This is a genomic window from Mycobacterium gordonae, assembly GCF_001417955.2.
Lineage (GTDB): Bacteria > Actinomycetota > Actinomycetes > Mycobacteriales > Mycobacteriaceae > Mycobacterium > Mycobacterium gordonae_B.
Map to the genome: position 1 here is coordinate 229,629 of NZ_LKTM01000112.1, position 15,626 is coordinate 245,254.

Sequence of the window (15,626 nt, forward strand, 5' to 3'; positions counted from 1 at the left end):
GCGTAACGCCGTACGGCCGACTCAGACCAGCCAGACTGCCGAGTTCGCTGACAACCGCCCAGCCTCTAACGGCCCACTCGACAGAATGAGCTCACCCGCCGGCGGCAGGGTGATCGGCTCCTCGCCGGCATTCAAGACGCACACCAGTCCTCCGCGGCGCCGAAAGGCGACGGCGTGGTCGGACAGGGGCAGCCATTCGATCTCGGTGCCGCCGAATTCAGCACGGCTCCTTCGCAATTCGAGTGCCGCCCGAAAGAACGACAACGTCGAACCGGGATCCGCGCGCTGCTTCTCCACCGTCAGCGGTGCCCAGTCCGCCGGCATCGGCAACCAGGTGTCGGCGTTGCTGGAGAAGCCGAACGGGGGAGCATCACCGGACCAGGGCAGCGGAACCCGGCACCGGTCCCGGCCGCGCTCGGTATGTCCCGAGCGTTCCCACGTCGGGTCCTGCAGCACCTCGTCGGGCAGGTCCACGTCCGGCAGACCCAGCTCCTCGCCGTTGTAGAGAAACACCGCACCGGGCAGGGCAAGCATCAGCATCAGCATGGCCTTCGCCCGGCGCAACCCGATCTCGCCGCCGCCGTACCGGGTGACCTCACGCCCCACATCGTGATTGGCCAGCGTCCAGGTCGGGGTGGCGTTTTCCAGCGCCGCCGCCTCCAGCGAGTTCTGCACGGCCTCGCGGATCTCGGTGCCGTCGAATTCGGTGCGGGTGAGCCGGAAGTTGAAGCCCAGGTGCAGTTCATCGGGACGCACGTACTCTGCCCACTGGGCGTTGTCGTGCACCCACACCTCACCGACGGTGACGGCAGTGGGGTAGTCGTCCATGACCGTCCGGATGTCGCGGTGGATCGCGTGCACGTGCGGCCGGTTGAAGCGCGGGTCATCGTCGGTGTGGCGCAGGATCTCGACGTTGGCTTCGGGAGCGTCGGGCAGGCCCGGCGGTTTGGCCATGCCGTGCGCGACGTCGATGCGGAATCCGTCCACGCCGCGTTCCAGCCAGAACCGCAGCGTCTTCTCGAAGTCGTCGAAGATCTCCGGGTTGTCCCAGTTGAGGTCGGGCTGTTCGGTGTCGAACAGGTGCAGGTACCACTGCCCGGGCGTGCCGTCCGGCTCGGTCACCCGTGTCCATGCCGGCCCACCGAACACCGACTCCCAGTTGTTGGGTGGCAACGTGCCGCCGGGCCCGCGGCCGTCGCGGAAGTAATAGCGATCGCGTTCCGCGCTGTCCGGCCCGGCAGCCAGCGCGTCCTGAAACCACGGGTGCTGAGAGCTGGAGTGGTTGGGCACCACATCCATGGTGACCTTGATGCCGCGCGCGTGCGCCGCGGTGATCAGCCGCTCGAAAGCGGCGGTCCCGCCGAACAACGGGTCGATGTCCCGCGGGTCGGCGACGTCGTAACCGTGGTCGGCCATCGGCGAGACGGTGACCGGGTTGAGCCAGATCCCGTCGACGCCGAGTTCCACCAGATGGTCCAGCCGGTCGGCCAGGCCGTCGAGGTCACCGACGCCGTCGCCGTCGCTGTCGGCGAACGAACGCGGATACACCTGGTAGAACACCGCCGACTGCCACCAGAGGTCTTTCTCGTCAGCCATCAGAACGCCGAGTTGACCAGGGAGTGGGCGGCCATTTCCAGGTACTGAAGCAACTGCCGACGGTGGTCTTCGTCGAGAGTCTGTGCGTCGACCGACGCGACCGCGGTGTGCATGCACCGCAACCACGCGTCGCGCTCGATGGGGGTGATCCGGAACGGCACGTGCCGCATCCGCAACCGGGGATGGCCGCGCTGGTCCGAGTATGTTCGCGGGCCACCCCAGTACTGCTCGAGGAACATCCGCAGCCGCTCCTCTGCGCCGCTGAGGTCCTCCTCGGGATACAGCGGCCGCAGTATCTCGTCCTCGGCGACCTGCTCGTAGAACCGCGCCACGATCGCCTCGAAGGTCTTGGCGCCGCCGACGGCGTCGTAGAAAGATTCAGGTGTCTGGTCCATCGCGCTCCATTGTGGTCCACGGCTGTCCGGGCCGCGATCACTCCTGGTGTTCACCGGATTGACACGGCGCGGCTGACGCAATTGGCGTGCGATCGGCAGCAAATCGTGGTGGACTGTCGGCGGAGGATTTATGGCGCAGCGCAACAAACGCCGCAGCCACCGCAGTTCCGGTGCCGCGGCAAACGGACCCGGCCCTGCGACCGCTTCGTGCCTGCACAGCATTGACACCCATCCTCCTACCCGCTCGGAGACCGCATCAATCTGGAGTCGCCGGCGGGTGCTGCTGCTGAACTCCACCTACGAACCGCTCACCGCGCTGCCCATGCGGCGCGCCATCGTGATGGTGATCTGCGGCAAGGCCGACGTGGTGCACGACGATCCGAGCGCGGCCGTCATCCACTCCGCGACCCGCTCGATCGCGGTGCCCTCAGTGATCCAGCTGCGCACCTATGTTCGGGTGCCCTACCGGGCGCGGGTCCCGATGACGCGGGCCGCGCTCATGCACCGGGACCGCTTCTGCTGCGCCTACTGCGGAGCCAAGGCCGACACCGTCGACCACGTCGTCCCACGCAGCCGCGGCGGCGACCACTCCTGGGAGAACTGCGTCGCGTGCTGCTCGACGTGCAACCACCGCAAGGGCGACAAGCTGCTGACCGAACTGGGCTGGTCGCTGCGCCGCGCCCCGCTGCCCCCGACCGGACAGCACTGGCGGCTGCTGTCCACGGTCAAGGAGCTCGACCCGTCGTGGGCGCGGTACCTCGGCGAAGGCGCGGCCTGAATTAGTGGGGTCTAACCTCGCCGGTCGAACCCCTCGTGGGATACGGTTTGCGTCGTGAGCGCAATGGAGATTCACCTCATCTTTATCGGCATCCCGGTGGGGCTGGCCGTCGTCCTCGGGCTGATCTTCCTGACCCGCAAGAGCCCGCACCCCGCGACCTACGACCTGTCCCAGAAGTGGACCCACGACCCCATCCTGTGGGCCGCCACCGATGAGGCGGTCGGCGGACACCACGGCGGGCACGGATCGGAGTTCACGGTTGGAGGTGGCGCAAGTGGCACATGGTGAAGTCGCGACAGTCGACCCGGCGGACCTGCCCCGAGGCTGGGTTCTCACCACCAGCGGACGGGTGTCCGGGGTCACCGAGCCCGGTGAGCTCTCCGTGCACTACCCGTTCCCGATCAACGACCTGGTCGCCGTGGACGACGCGCTGAAGTACGCGTCCCGGGCGTCCAAGGCACGGTTTGCCGTCTACCTGGGCGACCTGGGCGGCGACACCGCGGCGCGGGCGCGCGAAATCCTGGCCAAGGTGCCGACGCCCAACAACGCCGTGTTGCTCGCCGTGTCACCCGATCAGAGCGCCATCGAGGTGGTGTACGGCTCCGAGGTGCGGGGTCGTGGCGCCGAATCGGCGGCACCGCTCGGTGTCGCCGCCGCATCCTCGGCGTTCGAGCAGGGCAACCTGATCGACGGCCTGGTCAGTGCGATCCGGGTACTCAGCGCGGGGATCTCGCCGGCCTAGTGGCAGGCGGTCGGTGCGCCGACGCCGTCCGCGCCGAACGTGAAGCCACGGCGCGATTCCAGGCGGATCATCGCCCTGAGATCACGCTCGGCGCCGCCCGCGGGTTGTGCGCTGAGTGAATCCGTACGAGCGCGCGCTGCGGCGGGCTGACCTGCTGACCGGCCCGCCTCCGGCGGGACATCTGAACAGCTGGCTCGACAACGCCGCCCGCCGGTCGGTCGCGCCGGACGTGGTGGTCGACGTCGCCAAGACGGGCCTGGCCGGTTCCCTGCATCTGCTGCAGGAATACGAGGAGATCACCGACCGGCACGGCAAGTCGTACTTCCTGCTCCCGACATCGGTCAGCGGGGCTGACGCGCGGATGGCGGTGCTGCTGGCCTACGTCGTCAATGCGGGCACCGACTACGCGGGCGGCGACTTCGCCGAAACGCCGTACTCTGCCGCCGAGGTGATGCGGATCATGGACCGCCAGCGTGCCAACCACTGGAGCTATGACCGCGACGTCCGGTTCGTCCACCACAACGGCGGCCGGTTGGCCGCGACGCCGCACGGCATCCTGATGGGATTGGGCGGCAACCTGATTCAGCGGTTGTTCAGCCAGCGGGGTGGCACCACGTGGGGCGACATATTCATGGTCAACACCCCCCGGCTCGACGAGCCGGCCCGGCGGCTTCGCGGGATCATCGAGTCGCGCGGGAGCCTCGATCTGGACCGGCTGCTGCACCACGAGGAGATGCACAGCGCGCAGTGGGCCGCGTTGGGCTATGCCGGCATGCTCCGGACTTACAGCTGGGAGCTGTTGCGCGAGTTGATCTTCCGCAAGACCAACCGGCTCGAGTTGGCAGCCGGTCTGCGCGACGGTGGCTACCTGTGACTTAGCCGGCCTCGCCGGCGTCGAACTTGCGGGCGCGCAGCGACCGCTTCACGGCGGCCTGCCCCTCCGATACCAGTCGGCGCAATGACGGCGGCACGTCGGGGTCGGCCAGGAACGAGTCCGCGGCCTCGATCGCCTCTTCGCTGATGTCCCAGTAGGGGTACAGGCCGATCACCACCGACTGCGCGACTTCGCTGGACCGTCGCTCCCAGACACCCGGGATCGCCTCGAAGTAGCGCGCGGTGAACGGCTTGAGCAACTCACCCTGTCCCGGGGCGCCGATACCCGCGATGATGGCGCGTCCCATGGCATTCGCCAGGGTGTCGTCCTCGACCACCGTGGTGAAAGCCTTCTCCTTGACCTCCGGTTGCGGGCGGGCCGCCGACGCCTGAGCGGCCTGCCGTCTGCCGGCGGCCGTCCGGTCCTGCTGTGCCTCGGCGTCGATGCGGGGCGTCTCCGAACCGTCGGCGTCGATGGCGCCGGCGGTCGCCAACGCGACCACCAGCCGCCAGCGCAGGTCGGTGTCGACGTCCAGGCCCGACAGTCCCTGCTCCGCGGGGTCGCCGTCGAGCAGGGCCGCCAGTACCTCGACGTGGCGCTCCGACAACACCGACGTGCACAACGCGTTGACGAAAGCGAGCTGATGGTCGGACCCGGGCTCGGCTCCACGTGCCAATTCCAGCAGCCGGTCGGCGAACTGCGGCCAGCCGTGTTCGCGCGCCCAACCCGGTTCGGCGTAGGACCCCACCGCCGTCTGCGCCTGCAGCAGCAGCCGCTGCAGCACCGTGACCGCGGTTTCGGCCTGGATGCCGCCGGATACCAGCGACACGAAATCACGGGCACGCAGCTCGGCCTCCCGCGTCATCTCCCAAGCCGCCGACCACGCCAGCGAGCGGGGCAGCGGCTCGGCGATGTCGGCGATGCGGTCCAGCGCGGTCCGCAACGAATCCGGGTCCAGCCGCAGCGAGCAGTAGGTCAGGTCGTCGTCGTTGACCAGAATCAGCTTGCCGCGCGAAACGCCAACCAGCGCGGGAACATCCGTCGCCGCACCCTCGACGTCGATCTCCTCGCGGTGCACCCGCACCAATTTTCCGGTCTCGTCATCGTCGTAGATTCCGACGGCAACCCGGTGCACCCTGGTCTCGCCCTTACCCGGCGCCGCACCGCTCTGCGCCACCGCGAACCTGGTGAACTTGCCACCGTCGTCGACGTCGAAATCGGGCCGCAACGTGTTCAAGCCGGTGGTCCTCAACCACTGCTGGCCCCAGTCGGACAGGTCGCGTCCGGATGACTTTTCCAACGCAGCGACGAGATCGCTGAACGTGGCGTTTCCGAATGCGTGGGCGCGGAAGTAATCCCGCAGTCCGGCCAGGAAGTGATCCAGACCCACATAGGCGACCAGTTGCTTGAGCACCGAAGCGCCCTTGGCATAGGTGATTCCGTCGAAGTTCACCTCGACCGCGTGCAGGTCGGGGATGTCCGCGGCGATCGGGTGGGTCGACGGCATCTGGTCCTGCCGGTACGCCCACGACTTCTCCACGGTCGCGAAGGTCGTCCACGCATCGGTGTATTCGGTCGACTCGGCCTGGCACAGCACCGAGGCGAACGTGGCGAAAGATTCGTTGAGCCACAGGTCATCCCACCACGTCATGGTGACCAGGTCGCCGAACCACATGTGTGCCATCTCGTGCAGCACCGTCTCGGCGCGCCGCTCATACGAGGCGCGGGTGACCTTGCTGCGGAAGACGTAGTCCTCGAGGAACGTCACGGCGCCGGCGTTCTCCATTGCGCCCGCGTTGAATTCGGGGACGAACAGCTGGTCGTACTTGCCGAACGCGTAGGGCAGGCCGAAGTTGTTGTGGTAGAAGCCGAATCCCTGCTTGGTCTCGGTGAACAGCCGCTCGGCGTCCATGTGCGGTGCCAGCGAGGCGCGGCAGTAGATGCCCAGCGGGATCTCGCCGTGCTCGTCGGTGTAGGTGTCGTTCCAGACGGCGTACGGGCCGGCGATCAGCGCCACCAGATAGGTGCTCATCCGCGGCGTGGTGGCGAAGGTGTGGATCCCGTTCTCGACGCTGACCGGGGCCCCGTTGGACACCACCTTCCAATGCGCGGGCGCGGTCACGGTGAGGTCGAAGGTGGCCTTGAGGTCGGGTTGGTCGAAGCACGCGAACATCCGCTTGGCGTCGGCGGTTTCGAACTGGGAGTACAGGTACGTCTCGTCGTCGACGGGGTCGACGAAGCGGTGCAACCCTTCGCCGGTGTTGGAGTAACGGCAGTCCGCGTCCACGACGACGACATTGCGGTCGGCCAGCCCCTGCAAGGCGATACCGGTGGACTCGTCATAGCCGGAGACGTCGAGATCCTGGCCGTTGAGGCTGGCGCTGTGAACGGTGTCCGCGGCGATGTCGATGACGGTGTCGGCACCGGCGAGCGCGTCGAACACCACGGTGGTGGTGGAGCGGAAGGTGCGCTCGCTCGGCGCGCCCGACCCGTCGGTGACGTCGAGGGTGATCTGGTAACTGTGCACGGTGACCAGAGCGGCGCGTTCGGCCGCCTGGTCCCGGGTGAGGTTGGGTAGGGCCACGTGCTCCAACATATCGGCCGGTTCTTCTCGACGCTCGGCGCGGCGGGAACAGTCACGGCGGGGCTACGGTTGTGTGTGAGCGGACCGTCCCGTCCCACCGTCTAGGAGAGGACCGCAGAAATGCCGGAGAACGCCACCGCAAAGAACAACGCCGACTTCTGGTTCGACCCGCTGTGTCCGTGGTGCTGGATCACCTCGCGCTGGATTCTCGAAGTCGAGAAGGTCCGCGACATCGAGGTGAACTTCCACGTGATGAGCCTGGCGGTGCTCAACGAGAACCGCGAAGGACTGCCCGAGCAGTACAAGGAGATGATGGCCAGGGCGTGGGGGCCGGTGCGGGTGGCGATCGCCGCTGAGCAGGCCCACGGCGCCAAGGTCCTCGACCCGCTCTATACCGCGATGGGCACCCGGATTCACAACGAGGGCAACAAGGATCTCGACGAGGTCGTGAAGTTGGCGCTGGCTGACGCCGGCCTGCCTGCCGAGCTCGCCGATGCCGCCACCAGCACGGAATACGACGAGGCGCTGCGCAAGAGCCATCACGCCGGCATGGACGCGGTCGGCGACGACGTCGGCACGCCGACCATCCATGTCAACGGCGTGGCGTTCTTCGGGCCGGTGATCTCGAAGATTCCGCGCGGTGAGGAAGCCGGCAAGTTGTGGGACGCCTCGGTGACGTTCGCGTCCTACCCGCATTTCTTCGAGCTCAAGCGGACCCGCACGGAGCCTCCGCAGTTCGACTAGCCGCGTTCGTGCACAATGTCCGGCATGCGCGTCTACCTGGGTGCCGATCACGCCGGCTTCGAGCTCAAGCAACAGATCATCGAGCATCTGAAGAACACCGGGCATGAGCCGATCGACTGCGGCGCCTTCGCCTACGACGCCGAGGACGACTACCCGGCGTTCTGCATCGCCGCGGCCGAGCGCACCGTCGCCGACCCGGACAGCCTCGGCATCGTGCTCGGCGGCTCGGGCAACGGCGAACAGATCGCGGCCAACAAGGTTCCCGGCGCGCGGTGCGCTCTGGCCTGGAGCGTGCAGACCGCGTCCCTGGCCCGCGAACACAACAACGCCCAGCTGATCGGTATCGGCGGCCGCATGCACACCCTCGACGAGGCACTGGCCATCGTCGACGCCTTCCTGGCCACGCCGTGGTCGAAAGCCGAACGGCACCAACGTCGTATCGACATCCTCGCCGAGTACGAACGCACCCACCAGGCGCCTCCGGTGCCCGGCGCGCAGAACTGAGAGCCCGTGCCCGAAGGCCACACGCTGCACCGGCTGGCCCGGCTACACCAGAAGCGTTACGCCGGTGGCCCGGTGGCGGTATCCAGCCCGCAGGGCCGATTCACCGATGCCGCCGCCGTGGACGGCGCGGTGCTGCGCCGAGCCACCGCGTGGGGTAAGCACCTCTTCCACCACTACGCCCATGGGCCGGTGGTGCACGTGCACCTCGGGCTCTACGGCAAGTTCACCGAATGGGAACGACTCGGCGGCGAGCCGGACCCGGAACCGGTCGGACAGGTTCGGATGCGCATGGTCGGCGCCGGGTACGGCACCGACCTCCGTGGCGCGACGGTGTGCGAGGTGCTCGACGCCGCGCAAGTTGACGACGTGATCGCCCGGCTGGGGCCGGACCCGTTGCGCGCCGACGCCGACCCGGCATGGCCGTGGGCGCGAATCAGCAAGTCGCGCAGGCCGATTGGCGCACTTCTGATGGATCAGACGGTGATGGCCGGAGTGGGCAACGTGTATCGCAGCGAGTTGCTGTTCCGTCATCGCATCGACCCGTACCGGCCCGGGCAGAAGATCTCCGAAGCGGAGTTCGACGCCGCCTGGACCGACCTGGTGGCGCTGATGAAGGTCGGGCTGCGGCGCGGCAAGATCGTCGTCGTCCGTCCCGAACACGACCACGGGGCACCGTCGTACGCGCCCGGGCGACCACGCACCTACGTGTACCGGCGGGCCGGCGATCCGTGCCGGGTCTGCGGTGACACGGTACGTACGGCCGTGCTCGAGGGCCGCAACGTGTTCTGGTGCCCGACCTGCCAGACGTGACACCACGCCGACCGTGAATTGCACGACGCGACACGCCGCGGTGGCGTCGGGAGGTTCCCGCTGGGCGGCGCGGCGCAGATCTTCAGCTTCGCTACAGGTTCGGCGGGTATCCGTGGACGCATGAAAACTTCATTACGTTTAGCCGCAACAACTTTGGCGCTCACCGCTGGTCTCGGGGGGTACGGCCTCGGGGTGGCGTCGGGCGCCCAGGCGCAGCCCGGTCCGCTACCGCAGTGGTGCCCGGGTGACTTCTGGGACCCGGGCTGGGGAAACAACTGGGACAACTTCAACTGCCACGACAACTGGCGTGGAGCCGGCCCCGGTGGACCCGGCGGCCCCGGCCTCGGTGCACCGGGCAATCCCGGAGGGCCGGGCGGTCCAGGTGGACCCGGTGGGCCGAACGGACCGGGTGGACCGGGCGGCCCCGGCGGGCCGAACGGACCGGGTGGACCGGGCGGCCCCGGCGGGCCGCGATAACCCGAAAACAAGCACACCCTGCCGCTTCGGCAGGGTGTGTTTTCGGTGTCGGTCAGTCGACCTTGACCCCGAGCGCGCGGTACACCTCATTGCTCAAGGCGACACTGCGCGGGTCGGCGTTGGCCTTGCTGGCGTCGAAGCGGTTGGACACGTAGCCGTAGCCGATCCGGTGCTCCAGGTCGACGAAGGCGAAGGAGCCGCCCAGTCCGCCGTGGCCGAACATATGCGGGTTGGGTCCGTTGATGCAGCGCTGATTGAGCATGTAGCCCAACCCCCAGCCGTGGTCGGCCACGCGCGGCCCGAGCACCAGATCGGGCTCGAAACCGCCCTGGCACACGCGCACCCGATCCATGTGCTCGCGGCTGAGCAACTTCTCCTGAGCCAGCGCGTTGTAGAACGTCGCCATTCCGAGCGCGGACACCTGAGCGTTGGTGCCGGGGAATTCCAGCTGACGCCACAGGTGCAGGTTCTCGGTGTCCAGGTCGTCGTCGGCCAGGAACCCCATCGAAATCGACATCCCGGCCTTCGGGTGGTCGTCCAGGCTGGTCGGATCGCTGGGGGCGCGCAGTTCGGCCAACAGCTGGCGGCCGGTCGGCTTGTTCACCCGCTCGGCGCAGCGCAGCTGCTCGGCCTGTGTCAGACCGATGTGAATCTCGGCGCCGATCGGGCCCGCGATCTCGGTCCGCAGATACTGTCCGATGGTCCGGCCGGTGACGCGCCGGAACACCTCGCCGAGGATGAACCCGAAGGTGGTCATGTGGTAGCCCTGCGCGGTGCCCGGCTTCCACCAGGGTTCGGCGATGGCCAGCTGCCCGCAGACATAGTCCCAGTCGCAGAGTTGCTCGGTGGTCACCCGGGTGCGCGGGCCGATCACTCCGGACCGGTGGCTCATCACCATCGCGAGCGTGATGTCTTCCTTGCCGGCCTGCCCGAACTCGGGCCAGTACCGCGAGATCGGCGCGTCGAGGTCGAGCTCACCGCGGTCGGCGAGCTGGTGCACGCAGGTGGACGTCAGACCCTTGGTGCCGGACAGCACGGTGGTCAGCGTGTCTTCCCGCCAGGGTCGTCTGCCGGCGGCGTCGGCGTGTCCACCCCAGAGATTGACGACGAGATTTCCGTCGACCCAGACGGCGACCGCCGCGCCTGCCTCCTGGCGCAGCGTGAAGTTGCGCTCGAACGCGTCGCGTACCCCGACGAAGTCCGACGCGCATGAGCCATGAATGATCGCGCTTTTAAGGTCGCTCATGGCGCCTTTCTGTCGAACAAAATCATTAGCTCAGAGCGGGCGACGGGAATCGAACCCGCGTAGCTAGTTTGGAAGACTAGGGCTCTACCATTGAGCTACGCCCGCAAGTATTAGTCGACCGAGACTGTACGTGGTGGCGGAGATCAAATCTAATCGACGCAGTCATGTGACCGCTCCGTGAGCTGTCAGGTCCCCGGAGGTCTCTGCGGGCCCGGCGCTGCCGGGCCGTAGGATCGCGTGGTCAGCGCGGGGTGTAGCGCAGCTTGGTAGCGCATCCGCTTTGGGAGCGGAAGGCCGCAGGTTCAAATCCTGTCACCCCGACCAGACCACCTGGCGCACCGCCGCACGCAAGAACGACACACCGAGGAGCACGCCGTGAAGAGCACCGTGACGCAGTTGAGCCCGACCAGGGTTCGCATCAACGTGGAGGTGCCGTTCCCCGAGCTTGAACCGGATTTCCAGCGGGCCTACAAGGAGCTGGCCAAGCAGGTTCGGCTGCCCGGCTTCCGGCCCGGCAAGGCGCCGGCCCGGCTGCTCGAGGCGCGGTTCGGCCGTGAGGCCCTGCTGGACCAGGTCATCGAGGACGCCGTGCCCAGCCGCTACGGGCAGGCCCTCACCGAGTCCGACGTGCAACCGATCGGCCGGCCCAACATTCAGGTGACCCACAAGGAATACGGCGAGGAGCTGCAGTTCTTCGCCGAGGTCGACGTCCGCCCCAAGCTGGAGATCCCCGACCTGGACGCGCTGAGCGTCTCGGTGGAGCCCGTCGAGGTGAGCGACGACGAAGTCGACGCCGAACTCCAGTCGTTGCGCGCCCGGTTCGGCACCCTGATCGGGGTGGACCGGGCCGTGCAGACCGGTGACTTCGTTTCGATCGACCTGTCCGCGACCGTCGACGGCGAGGACGTACCCAACGCCGCTGCCGAGGGGCTGTCGCACGAGGTCGGTTCCGGCCGTCTGATCGCGGGTCTCGACGACGCGCTTGTCGGGCTGGCCGTGGACGAGTCCAAGGTCTTCACCGCCAAGCTGGCGACCGGCGAACACGCCGGCCAGGAGGCCGAGGTCACCGTCACGGTCAAGTCGATCAAGGAACGGGAACTGCCCGAGCCGGACGACGAGTTCGCGCAGCTCGCCAGCGAGTTCGACACCATCGACGAGTTGCGGGAGAGCCTCGGCGAACAGGTGCGCAAAGCCAAGCGCGCTCAGCAGGCCGACCAGATCCGCAACGCCGCCCTGGACGCCCTGCTCGAGCAGGTCGACGTCCCGGTGCCCGACGCGATCGTGCGCTCACAGATCGACGAGACCCTGCAGGCCGCGATGAGCGGTCTGAACCAGGACCAGGCCAAGTTCAATGAGGTGCTCGAACAGCAGGGGTCCTCGCGCGCCGAGTTCGACGCCGAAGCCCGCACGGCCGCCGAGAACAACGTCAAGCGCCAGCTGCTGCTCGACGCCATCGCCGACGAGCTGGACGTCCAGGTCGGCCAGGAAGACCTCACCGAGCGACTGGTGCTGACGTCGCGGCAGTACGGCATCGAGCCGCAGCAGCTGTTCGCCTACTTGCAGGAGAACAACCAGCTTGCCGCGATGTTCGCCGATGTGCGGCGCGGTCTGGCCGTCGCGGCGGTGATCGACAAGGCCACGGTCACCGACACCGAGGGCAACGCGATCGACACCAGCGAGTTCTTCGGCAAGCGGCACGCGGACCACGACCACGGCCACGATCACGATCACGACCACGATCACGATCACGACCACGACCATGACCACGACCAAGCCGAAGCCGAGGTCGAAGCGGACGCCGGATCGTCCAGCGATTCGGACACCGAATCTGAGAAGGCCGACACGGCCGACGAACCCACCGCATGACGCTGTGAGCGAACGCGCCCGTTTCAGGGGGTCAAAGGACGGGTCCGGTTGGTTAGTGTCGGTGCAACAAGCAATACGAGAAAGCAGGTAACTCAGCGTGACTGACATGCGAGGGAACTCGGTGGGTCTGAATCTCACGGACTCCGTCTACGAGCGCTTGCTCTCCGAGCGCATCATCTTCCTGGGGTCGGAGGTGAACGACGAGGTCGCCAACCGGTTGTGCGCGCAGATTCTGCTGCTCGCCGCCGAGGACGGCGACAAGGACATCAACCTCTACATCAACTCTCCGGGCGGATCGATCAGCGCCGGCATGGCGATCTACGACACGATGGTTCTCGCTCCGTGCGACATCGCCACCTACGCGATGGGCATGGCCGCCTCGATGGGGGAATTCCTGTTGGCGGCGGGCACCAAGGGCAAGCGCTACGCATTGCCGCACGCCCGCATCCTGATGCACCAGCCGCTGGGTGGTGTGACGGGGAGCGCGGCGGACATCGCCATCCAGGCCGAGCAGTTCGCCGTCATCAAGAAGGAGATGTTCCGGCTCAACGCCGAGTTCACTGGCCAGTCGATCGAGCGCATCGAGGCCGACTCCGACCGCGACCGCTGGTTCACCGCCCCCGAGGCCCTGGAGTACGGCTTCGTCGACCACATCATCACTCGCGCCGCCCACATCAGTAACGGAGAAGCCCAGTGAACCCTCTGAACCCGCAGATCCAGCCGCAGGCGCGCTACATCCTGCCGTCGTTCATCGAACACTCCAGCTTCGGCGTCAAGGAGTCCAACCCGTACAACAAACTGTTCGAGGAACGCATCATCTTCCTCGGTGTACAGGTCGACGACGCATCGGCGAACGACATCATGGCCCAGCTGCTCGTGCTGGAGTCGCTGGATCCCGACCGCGACATCACCATGTACATCAACTCGCCGGGCGGTGGCTTCACCTCCCTGATGGCCATCTACGACACCATGCAGTACGTGCGTGCCGACATTCAGACGGTGTGCCTGGGTCAGGCTGCCTCGGCGGCCGCGGTGCTGCTGGCCGCCGGAACCCCGGGCAAGCGGATGGCACTGCCGAACGCGCGGGTGCTGATCCACCAGCCGTCGCTGTCGGGCGTGATCCAGGGCCAGTTCTCCGACCTGGAGATCCAGGCCGCCGAGATCGAGCGTATGCGCACGCTGATGGAGACCACCTTGGCCCGCCACACCGGCAAGGACGCCGCGACGGTCCGCAAGGACACCGACCGCGACAAGATCCTCACCGCCGAAGACGCCAAGGAGTACGGGATCATCGACACCGTCCTCGAGTACCGCAAGCTCTCCGCGCAGAACGCCTGACCGGCCTCACCCGCCGAGCAGACGCAAAATCGCCCCGGAACGCAGTTTCCGGGGCGATTTTGCGTCTGCTCGCGGGACGGGGTCACGGTAGGGTTGCTTCGTGGTACCGCGTCGGGGGGGTCACGACCGCGACACGCCAGAGACACGTATTGCGCGTCTCGGCGAGTGGCGGCCGCCGCCGGAGGATATGTTGCATTCACACGAGAAGTACGCATCCGAGTGAGTACCAGCAAATACCAAGGAAGCTATTCGGCGTTATCGGTCGCGACAGGCCGGAACAAACGGGTAGCGTCGTGGGATACACGCGGCAGGCAAGACGAACGGCGATACAGGAAGTAGGCCCTGAGGCATCATGGCGCGCATCGGAGACGGCGGTGACCTGCTGAAGTGCTCGTTCTGCGGAAAGAGTCAAAAGCAGGTCAAGAAACTCATTGCGGGTCCCGGGGTGTACATCTGCGATGAGTGCATCGACCTGTGCAACGAGATCATCGAAGAGGAACTGGCCGACGCCGACGATGTGAAGCTCGACGAGCTGCCCAAGCCGATCGAGATCCGGGACTTCCTCGAGGGCTACGTCATCGGGCAGGACACCGCCAAGCGCACGCTGGCCGTCGCGGTCTACAACCACTACAAGCGCATCCAGGCCGGCGAGAAGGGCCGCGACTCCCGGTACGAGCCGGTCGAGTTGACCAAATCCAACATCCTGATGCTCGGCCCCACCGGCTGCGGCAAGACCTACCTGGCCCAGACCCTGGCCAAGATGCTCAACGTCCCGTTCGCCATCGCCGACGCCACCGCACTGACCGAGGCCGGTTATGTCGGTGAGGACGTCGAGAACATCCTGCTCAAGCTCATCCAGGCTGCGGACTACGACGTCAAGCGTGCCGAGACCGGCATCATCTACATCGACGAGGTCGACAAGATCGCCCGCAAGAGCGAGAACCCGTCGATCACCCGTGACGTCTCCGGCGAGGGGGTTCAGCAGGCGCTGCTGAAGATCCTGGAAGGCACCCAGGCATCCGTTCCCCCGCAGGGCGGCCGCAAGCACCCGCACCAGGAATTCATCCAGATCGACACCACCAACGTGCTGTTCATCGTGGCGGGCGCGTTCGCCGGTCTGGAGAAGATCATCTACGAGCGGGTCGGCAAGCGCGGTCTGGGCTTCGGCGCCGAGGTGCGCTCCAAGGCCGAGATCGACACCACCGACCACTTCGCCGAAGTGATGCCCGAGGACCTGATCAAGTTCGGCCTGATACCCGAGTTCATCGGCCGCCTCCCGGTGGTCGCCTCGGTGACCAACCTCGACAAGGAGTCGCTGGTCAAGATCCTCTCGGAGCCGAAGAACGCCCTGGTGAAGCAGTACACCAGGCTGTTCGAGATGGACGGTGTGGAGCTGGAGTTCGCTGATGACGCGCTGGACGCGATCGCCGACCAGGCGATCCACCGCGGCACCGGTGCCCGTGGTCTGCGCGCCATCATGGAGGAAGTCCTGCTGCCGGTGATGTACGACATCCCGAGCCGCGACGACGTCGCCAAGGTCGTCGTCACCAAGGAGACCGTTCAGGACAACGTGCTCCCGACGATCGTGCCTCGCAAGCCTTCCCGTTCCGAGCGCCGCGACAAGAGCGCCTGACCCGCGAAAGGTCCGTCTGCGAAGTCGGCATGACCGCAG

At 67.0% G+C, this 15,626-nt stretch carries 16 protein-coding genes and 2 tRNA genes; 13 read left to right on the plus strand and 5 right to left on the minus strand.

Annotated elements, in window-relative coordinates; genetic code table 11:
- Nucleotides 1-21: 21 nt before the first annotated feature.
- Complete coding sequence (locus AO501_RS11750) at nt 22-1,596, minus strand: glycoside hydrolase family 13 protein (protein ID WP_055577867.1); 1,575 nt, start codon at nt 1,594-1,596, stop codon at nt 22-24.
- Nucleotides 1,596-1,991: a globin gene (locus tag AO501_RS11755; protein ID WP_055577868.1), complete on the minus strand. Its 396-nt coding sequence runs from the start codon at nt 1,989-1,991 to the stop codon at nt 1,596-1,598. Before AO501_RS11755 ends, AO501_RS11750 begins: the two co-directional genes overlap by 1 nt.
- A 130-nt stretch (nt 1,992-2,121) precedes the next feature.
- Between AO501_RS11755 and AO501_RS11760 the strand changes: the two genes are divergently transcribed.
- From AO501_RS11760 to AO501_RS11775, 4 genes are all read left to right on the plus strand, one after another.
- Complete coding sequence (locus AO501_RS11760; protein ID WP_055577869.1) at nt 2,122-2,769, plus strand: HNH endonuclease; 648 nt, start codon at nt 2,122-2,124, stop codon at nt 2,767-2,769.
- A 63-nt stretch (nt 2,770-2,832) separates the two neighbouring features.
- Nucleotides 2,833-3,057, plus strand: a complete 225-nt coding sequence (locus AO501_RS11765) for a hypothetical protein (protein WP_055577870.1) — start codon at nt 2,833-2,835, stop codon at nt 3,055-3,057.
- A complete protein-coding gene (locus AO501_RS11770; protein ID WP_055577871.1) occupies nt 3,044-3,511 on the plus strand; it encodes a DUF5130 domain-containing protein in 468 nt (155 codons plus the stop codon). Before AO501_RS11765 ends, AO501_RS11770 begins: the two co-directional genes overlap by 14 nt.
- A 115-nt stretch (nt 3,512-3,626) precedes the next feature.
- Nucleotides 3,627-4,385, plus strand: coding sequence for a hypothetical protein (locus tag AO501_RS11775; RefSeq protein WP_231752450.1), 759 nt, complete (start codon nt 3,627-3,629; stop codon nt 4,383-4,385).
- A gap of 1 nt (nt 4,386) precedes the next feature.
- On the opposite strand, the gene pepN is transcribed toward AO501_RS11775, so the two are convergent.
- Nucleotides 4,387-6,969, minus strand: coding sequence for an aminopeptidase N (gene pepN, locus AO501_RS11780; RefSeq protein WP_055577937.1), 2,583 nt, complete (start codon nt 6,967-6,969; stop codon nt 4,387-4,389).
- Between the two features lie 120 nt (nt 6,970-7,089).
- Here pepN and AO501_RS11785 point away from each other — a divergent pair, with 120 nt between their 5' ends.
- The 4 genes from AO501_RS11785 (at nt 7,090) to AO501_RS39155 (ending at nt 9,504) form a co-directional block, all read left to right on the plus strand.
- Nucleotides 7,090-7,713 carry an Rv2466c family mycothiol-dependent reductase gene (locus AO501_RS11785; RefSeq protein WP_055577872.1) on the plus strand — a complete coding sequence of 208 codons (624 nt, stop codon included), beginning with the start codon at nt 7,090-7,092 and terminating at the stop codon, nt 7,711-7,713.
- Between the two features lie 24 nt (nt 7,714-7,737).
- Entirely contained in the window at nt 7,738-8,217 is a 480-nt protein-coding gene (locus AO501_RS11790; protein WP_055577938.1) for a ribose-5-phosphate isomerase, read from the plus strand.
- A 6-nt stretch (nt 8,218-8,223) separates the two neighbouring features.
- Nucleotides 8,224-9,027: an Fpg/Nei family DNA glycosylase gene (locus AO501_RS11795; protein WP_055577873.1), complete on the plus strand. Its 804-nt coding sequence runs from the start codon at nt 8,224-8,226 to the stop codon at nt 9,025-9,027.
- 120 nt (nt 9,028-9,147) lie between these two features.
- Nucleotides 9,148-9,504 carry a hypothetical protein gene (locus AO501_RS39155; protein ID WP_156452479.1) on the plus strand — a complete coding sequence of 119 codons (357 nt, stop codon included), beginning with the start codon at nt 9,148-9,150 and terminating at the stop codon, nt 9,502-9,504.
- Between the two features lie 52 nt (nt 9,505-9,556).
- On the opposite strand, the gene AO501_RS11800 is transcribed toward AO501_RS39155, so the two are convergent.
- Both AO501_RS11800 and AO501_RS11805 read right to left on the minus strand, forming a co-directional pair.
- Entirely contained in the window at nt 9,557-10,750 is a 1,194-nt protein-coding gene (locus AO501_RS11800) for a serine hydrolase domain-containing protein (protein ID WP_055577874.1), read from the minus strand.
- Nucleotides 10,751-10,784: 34 nt separating this feature from the next.
- A tRNA-Gly gene (locus AO501_RS11805) sits at nt 10,785-10,855 on the minus strand.
- A 142-nt stretch (nt 10,856-10,997) separates the two neighbouring features.
- Between AO501_RS11805 and AO501_RS11810 the strand changes: the two genes are divergently transcribed.
- From AO501_RS11810 to clpX, 5 genes are all read left to right on the plus strand, one after another.
- A tRNA-Pro gene (locus AO501_RS11810) sits at nt 10,998-11,074 on the plus strand.
- 51 nt (nt 11,075-11,125) lie between these two features.
- Complete coding sequence (tig, locus tag AO501_RS11815) at nt 11,126-12,616, plus strand: trigger factor (protein WP_055577939.1); 1,491 nt, start codon at nt 11,126-11,128, stop codon at nt 12,614-12,616.
- Between the two features lie 106 nt (nt 12,617-12,722).
- Nucleotides 12,723-13,313: an ATP-dependent Clp protease proteolytic subunit gene (locus tag AO501_RS11820; RefSeq protein ID WP_055577875.1), complete on the plus strand. Its 591-nt coding sequence runs from the start codon at nt 12,723-12,725 to the stop codon at nt 13,311-13,313.
- Nucleotides 13,310-13,954: an ATP-dependent CLP protease proteolytic subunit ClpP2 gene (gene clpP2 / locus AO501_RS11825; protein ID WP_156452480.1), complete on the plus strand. Its 645-nt coding sequence runs from the start codon at nt 13,310-13,312 to the stop codon at nt 13,952-13,954. The genes AO501_RS11820 and clpP2 overlap by 4 nt, the downstream gene beginning before the upstream one ends.
- Before the next feature lie 352 nt (nt 13,955-14,306).
- A complete protein-coding gene (gene clpX / locus AO501_RS11830; RefSeq protein WP_055577876.1) occupies nt 14,307-15,587 on the plus strand; it encodes an ATP-dependent Clp protease ATP-binding subunit ClpX in 1,281 nt (426 codons plus the stop codon).
- Nucleotides 15,588-15,626: the final 39 nt, after the last annotated feature.

What these genes read in the sequence shown, in the direction of transcription:
- AO501_RS11750 (WP_055577867.1), bottom strand. Translation starts at nt 1,596, where the DNA reads ATGGCTGACGAGAAAGACCTCTGGTGGCAGTCGGCGGTGTTCTACCAG.
- AO501_RS11755 (WP_055577868.1), bottom strand. Translation starts at nt 1,991, where the DNA reads ATGGACCAGACACCTGAATCTTTCTACGACGCCGTCGGCGGCGCCAAG.
- AO501_RS11760 (WP_055577869.1), top strand. Translation starts at nt 2,122, where the DNA reads ATGGCGCAGCGCAACAAACGCCGCAGCCACCGCAGTTCCGGTGCCGCG.
- AO501_RS11765 (WP_055577870.1), top strand. Translation starts at nt 2,833, where the DNA reads ATGGAGATTCACCTCATCTTTATCGGCATCCCGGTGGGGCTGGCCGTC.
- AO501_RS11785 (WP_055577872.1), top strand. Translation starts at nt 7,090, where the DNA reads ATGCCGGAGAACGCCACCGCAAAGAACAACGCCGACTTCTGGTTCGAC.
- AO501_RS11790 (WP_055577938.1), top strand. Translation starts at nt 7,738, where the DNA reads ATGCGCGTCTACCTGGGTGCCGATCACGCCGGCTTCGAGCTCAAGCAA.
- AO501_RS39155 (WP_156452479.1), top strand. Translation starts at nt 9,148, where the DNA reads ATGAAAACTTCATTACGTTTAGCCGCAACAACTTTGGCGCTCACCGCT.
- AO501_RS11800 (WP_055577874.1), bottom strand. Translation starts at nt 10,750, where the DNA reads ATGAGCGACCTTAAAAGCGCGATCATTCATGGCTCATGCGCGTCGGAC.
- AO501_RS11820 (WP_055577875.1), top strand. Translation starts at nt 12,723, where the DNA reads ATGCGAGGGAACTCGGTGGGTCTGAATCTCACGGACTCCGTCTACGAG.
- clpX (WP_055577876.1), top strand. Translation starts at nt 14,307, where the DNA reads ATGGCGCGCATCGGAGACGGCGGTGACCTGCTGAAGTGCTCGTTCTGC.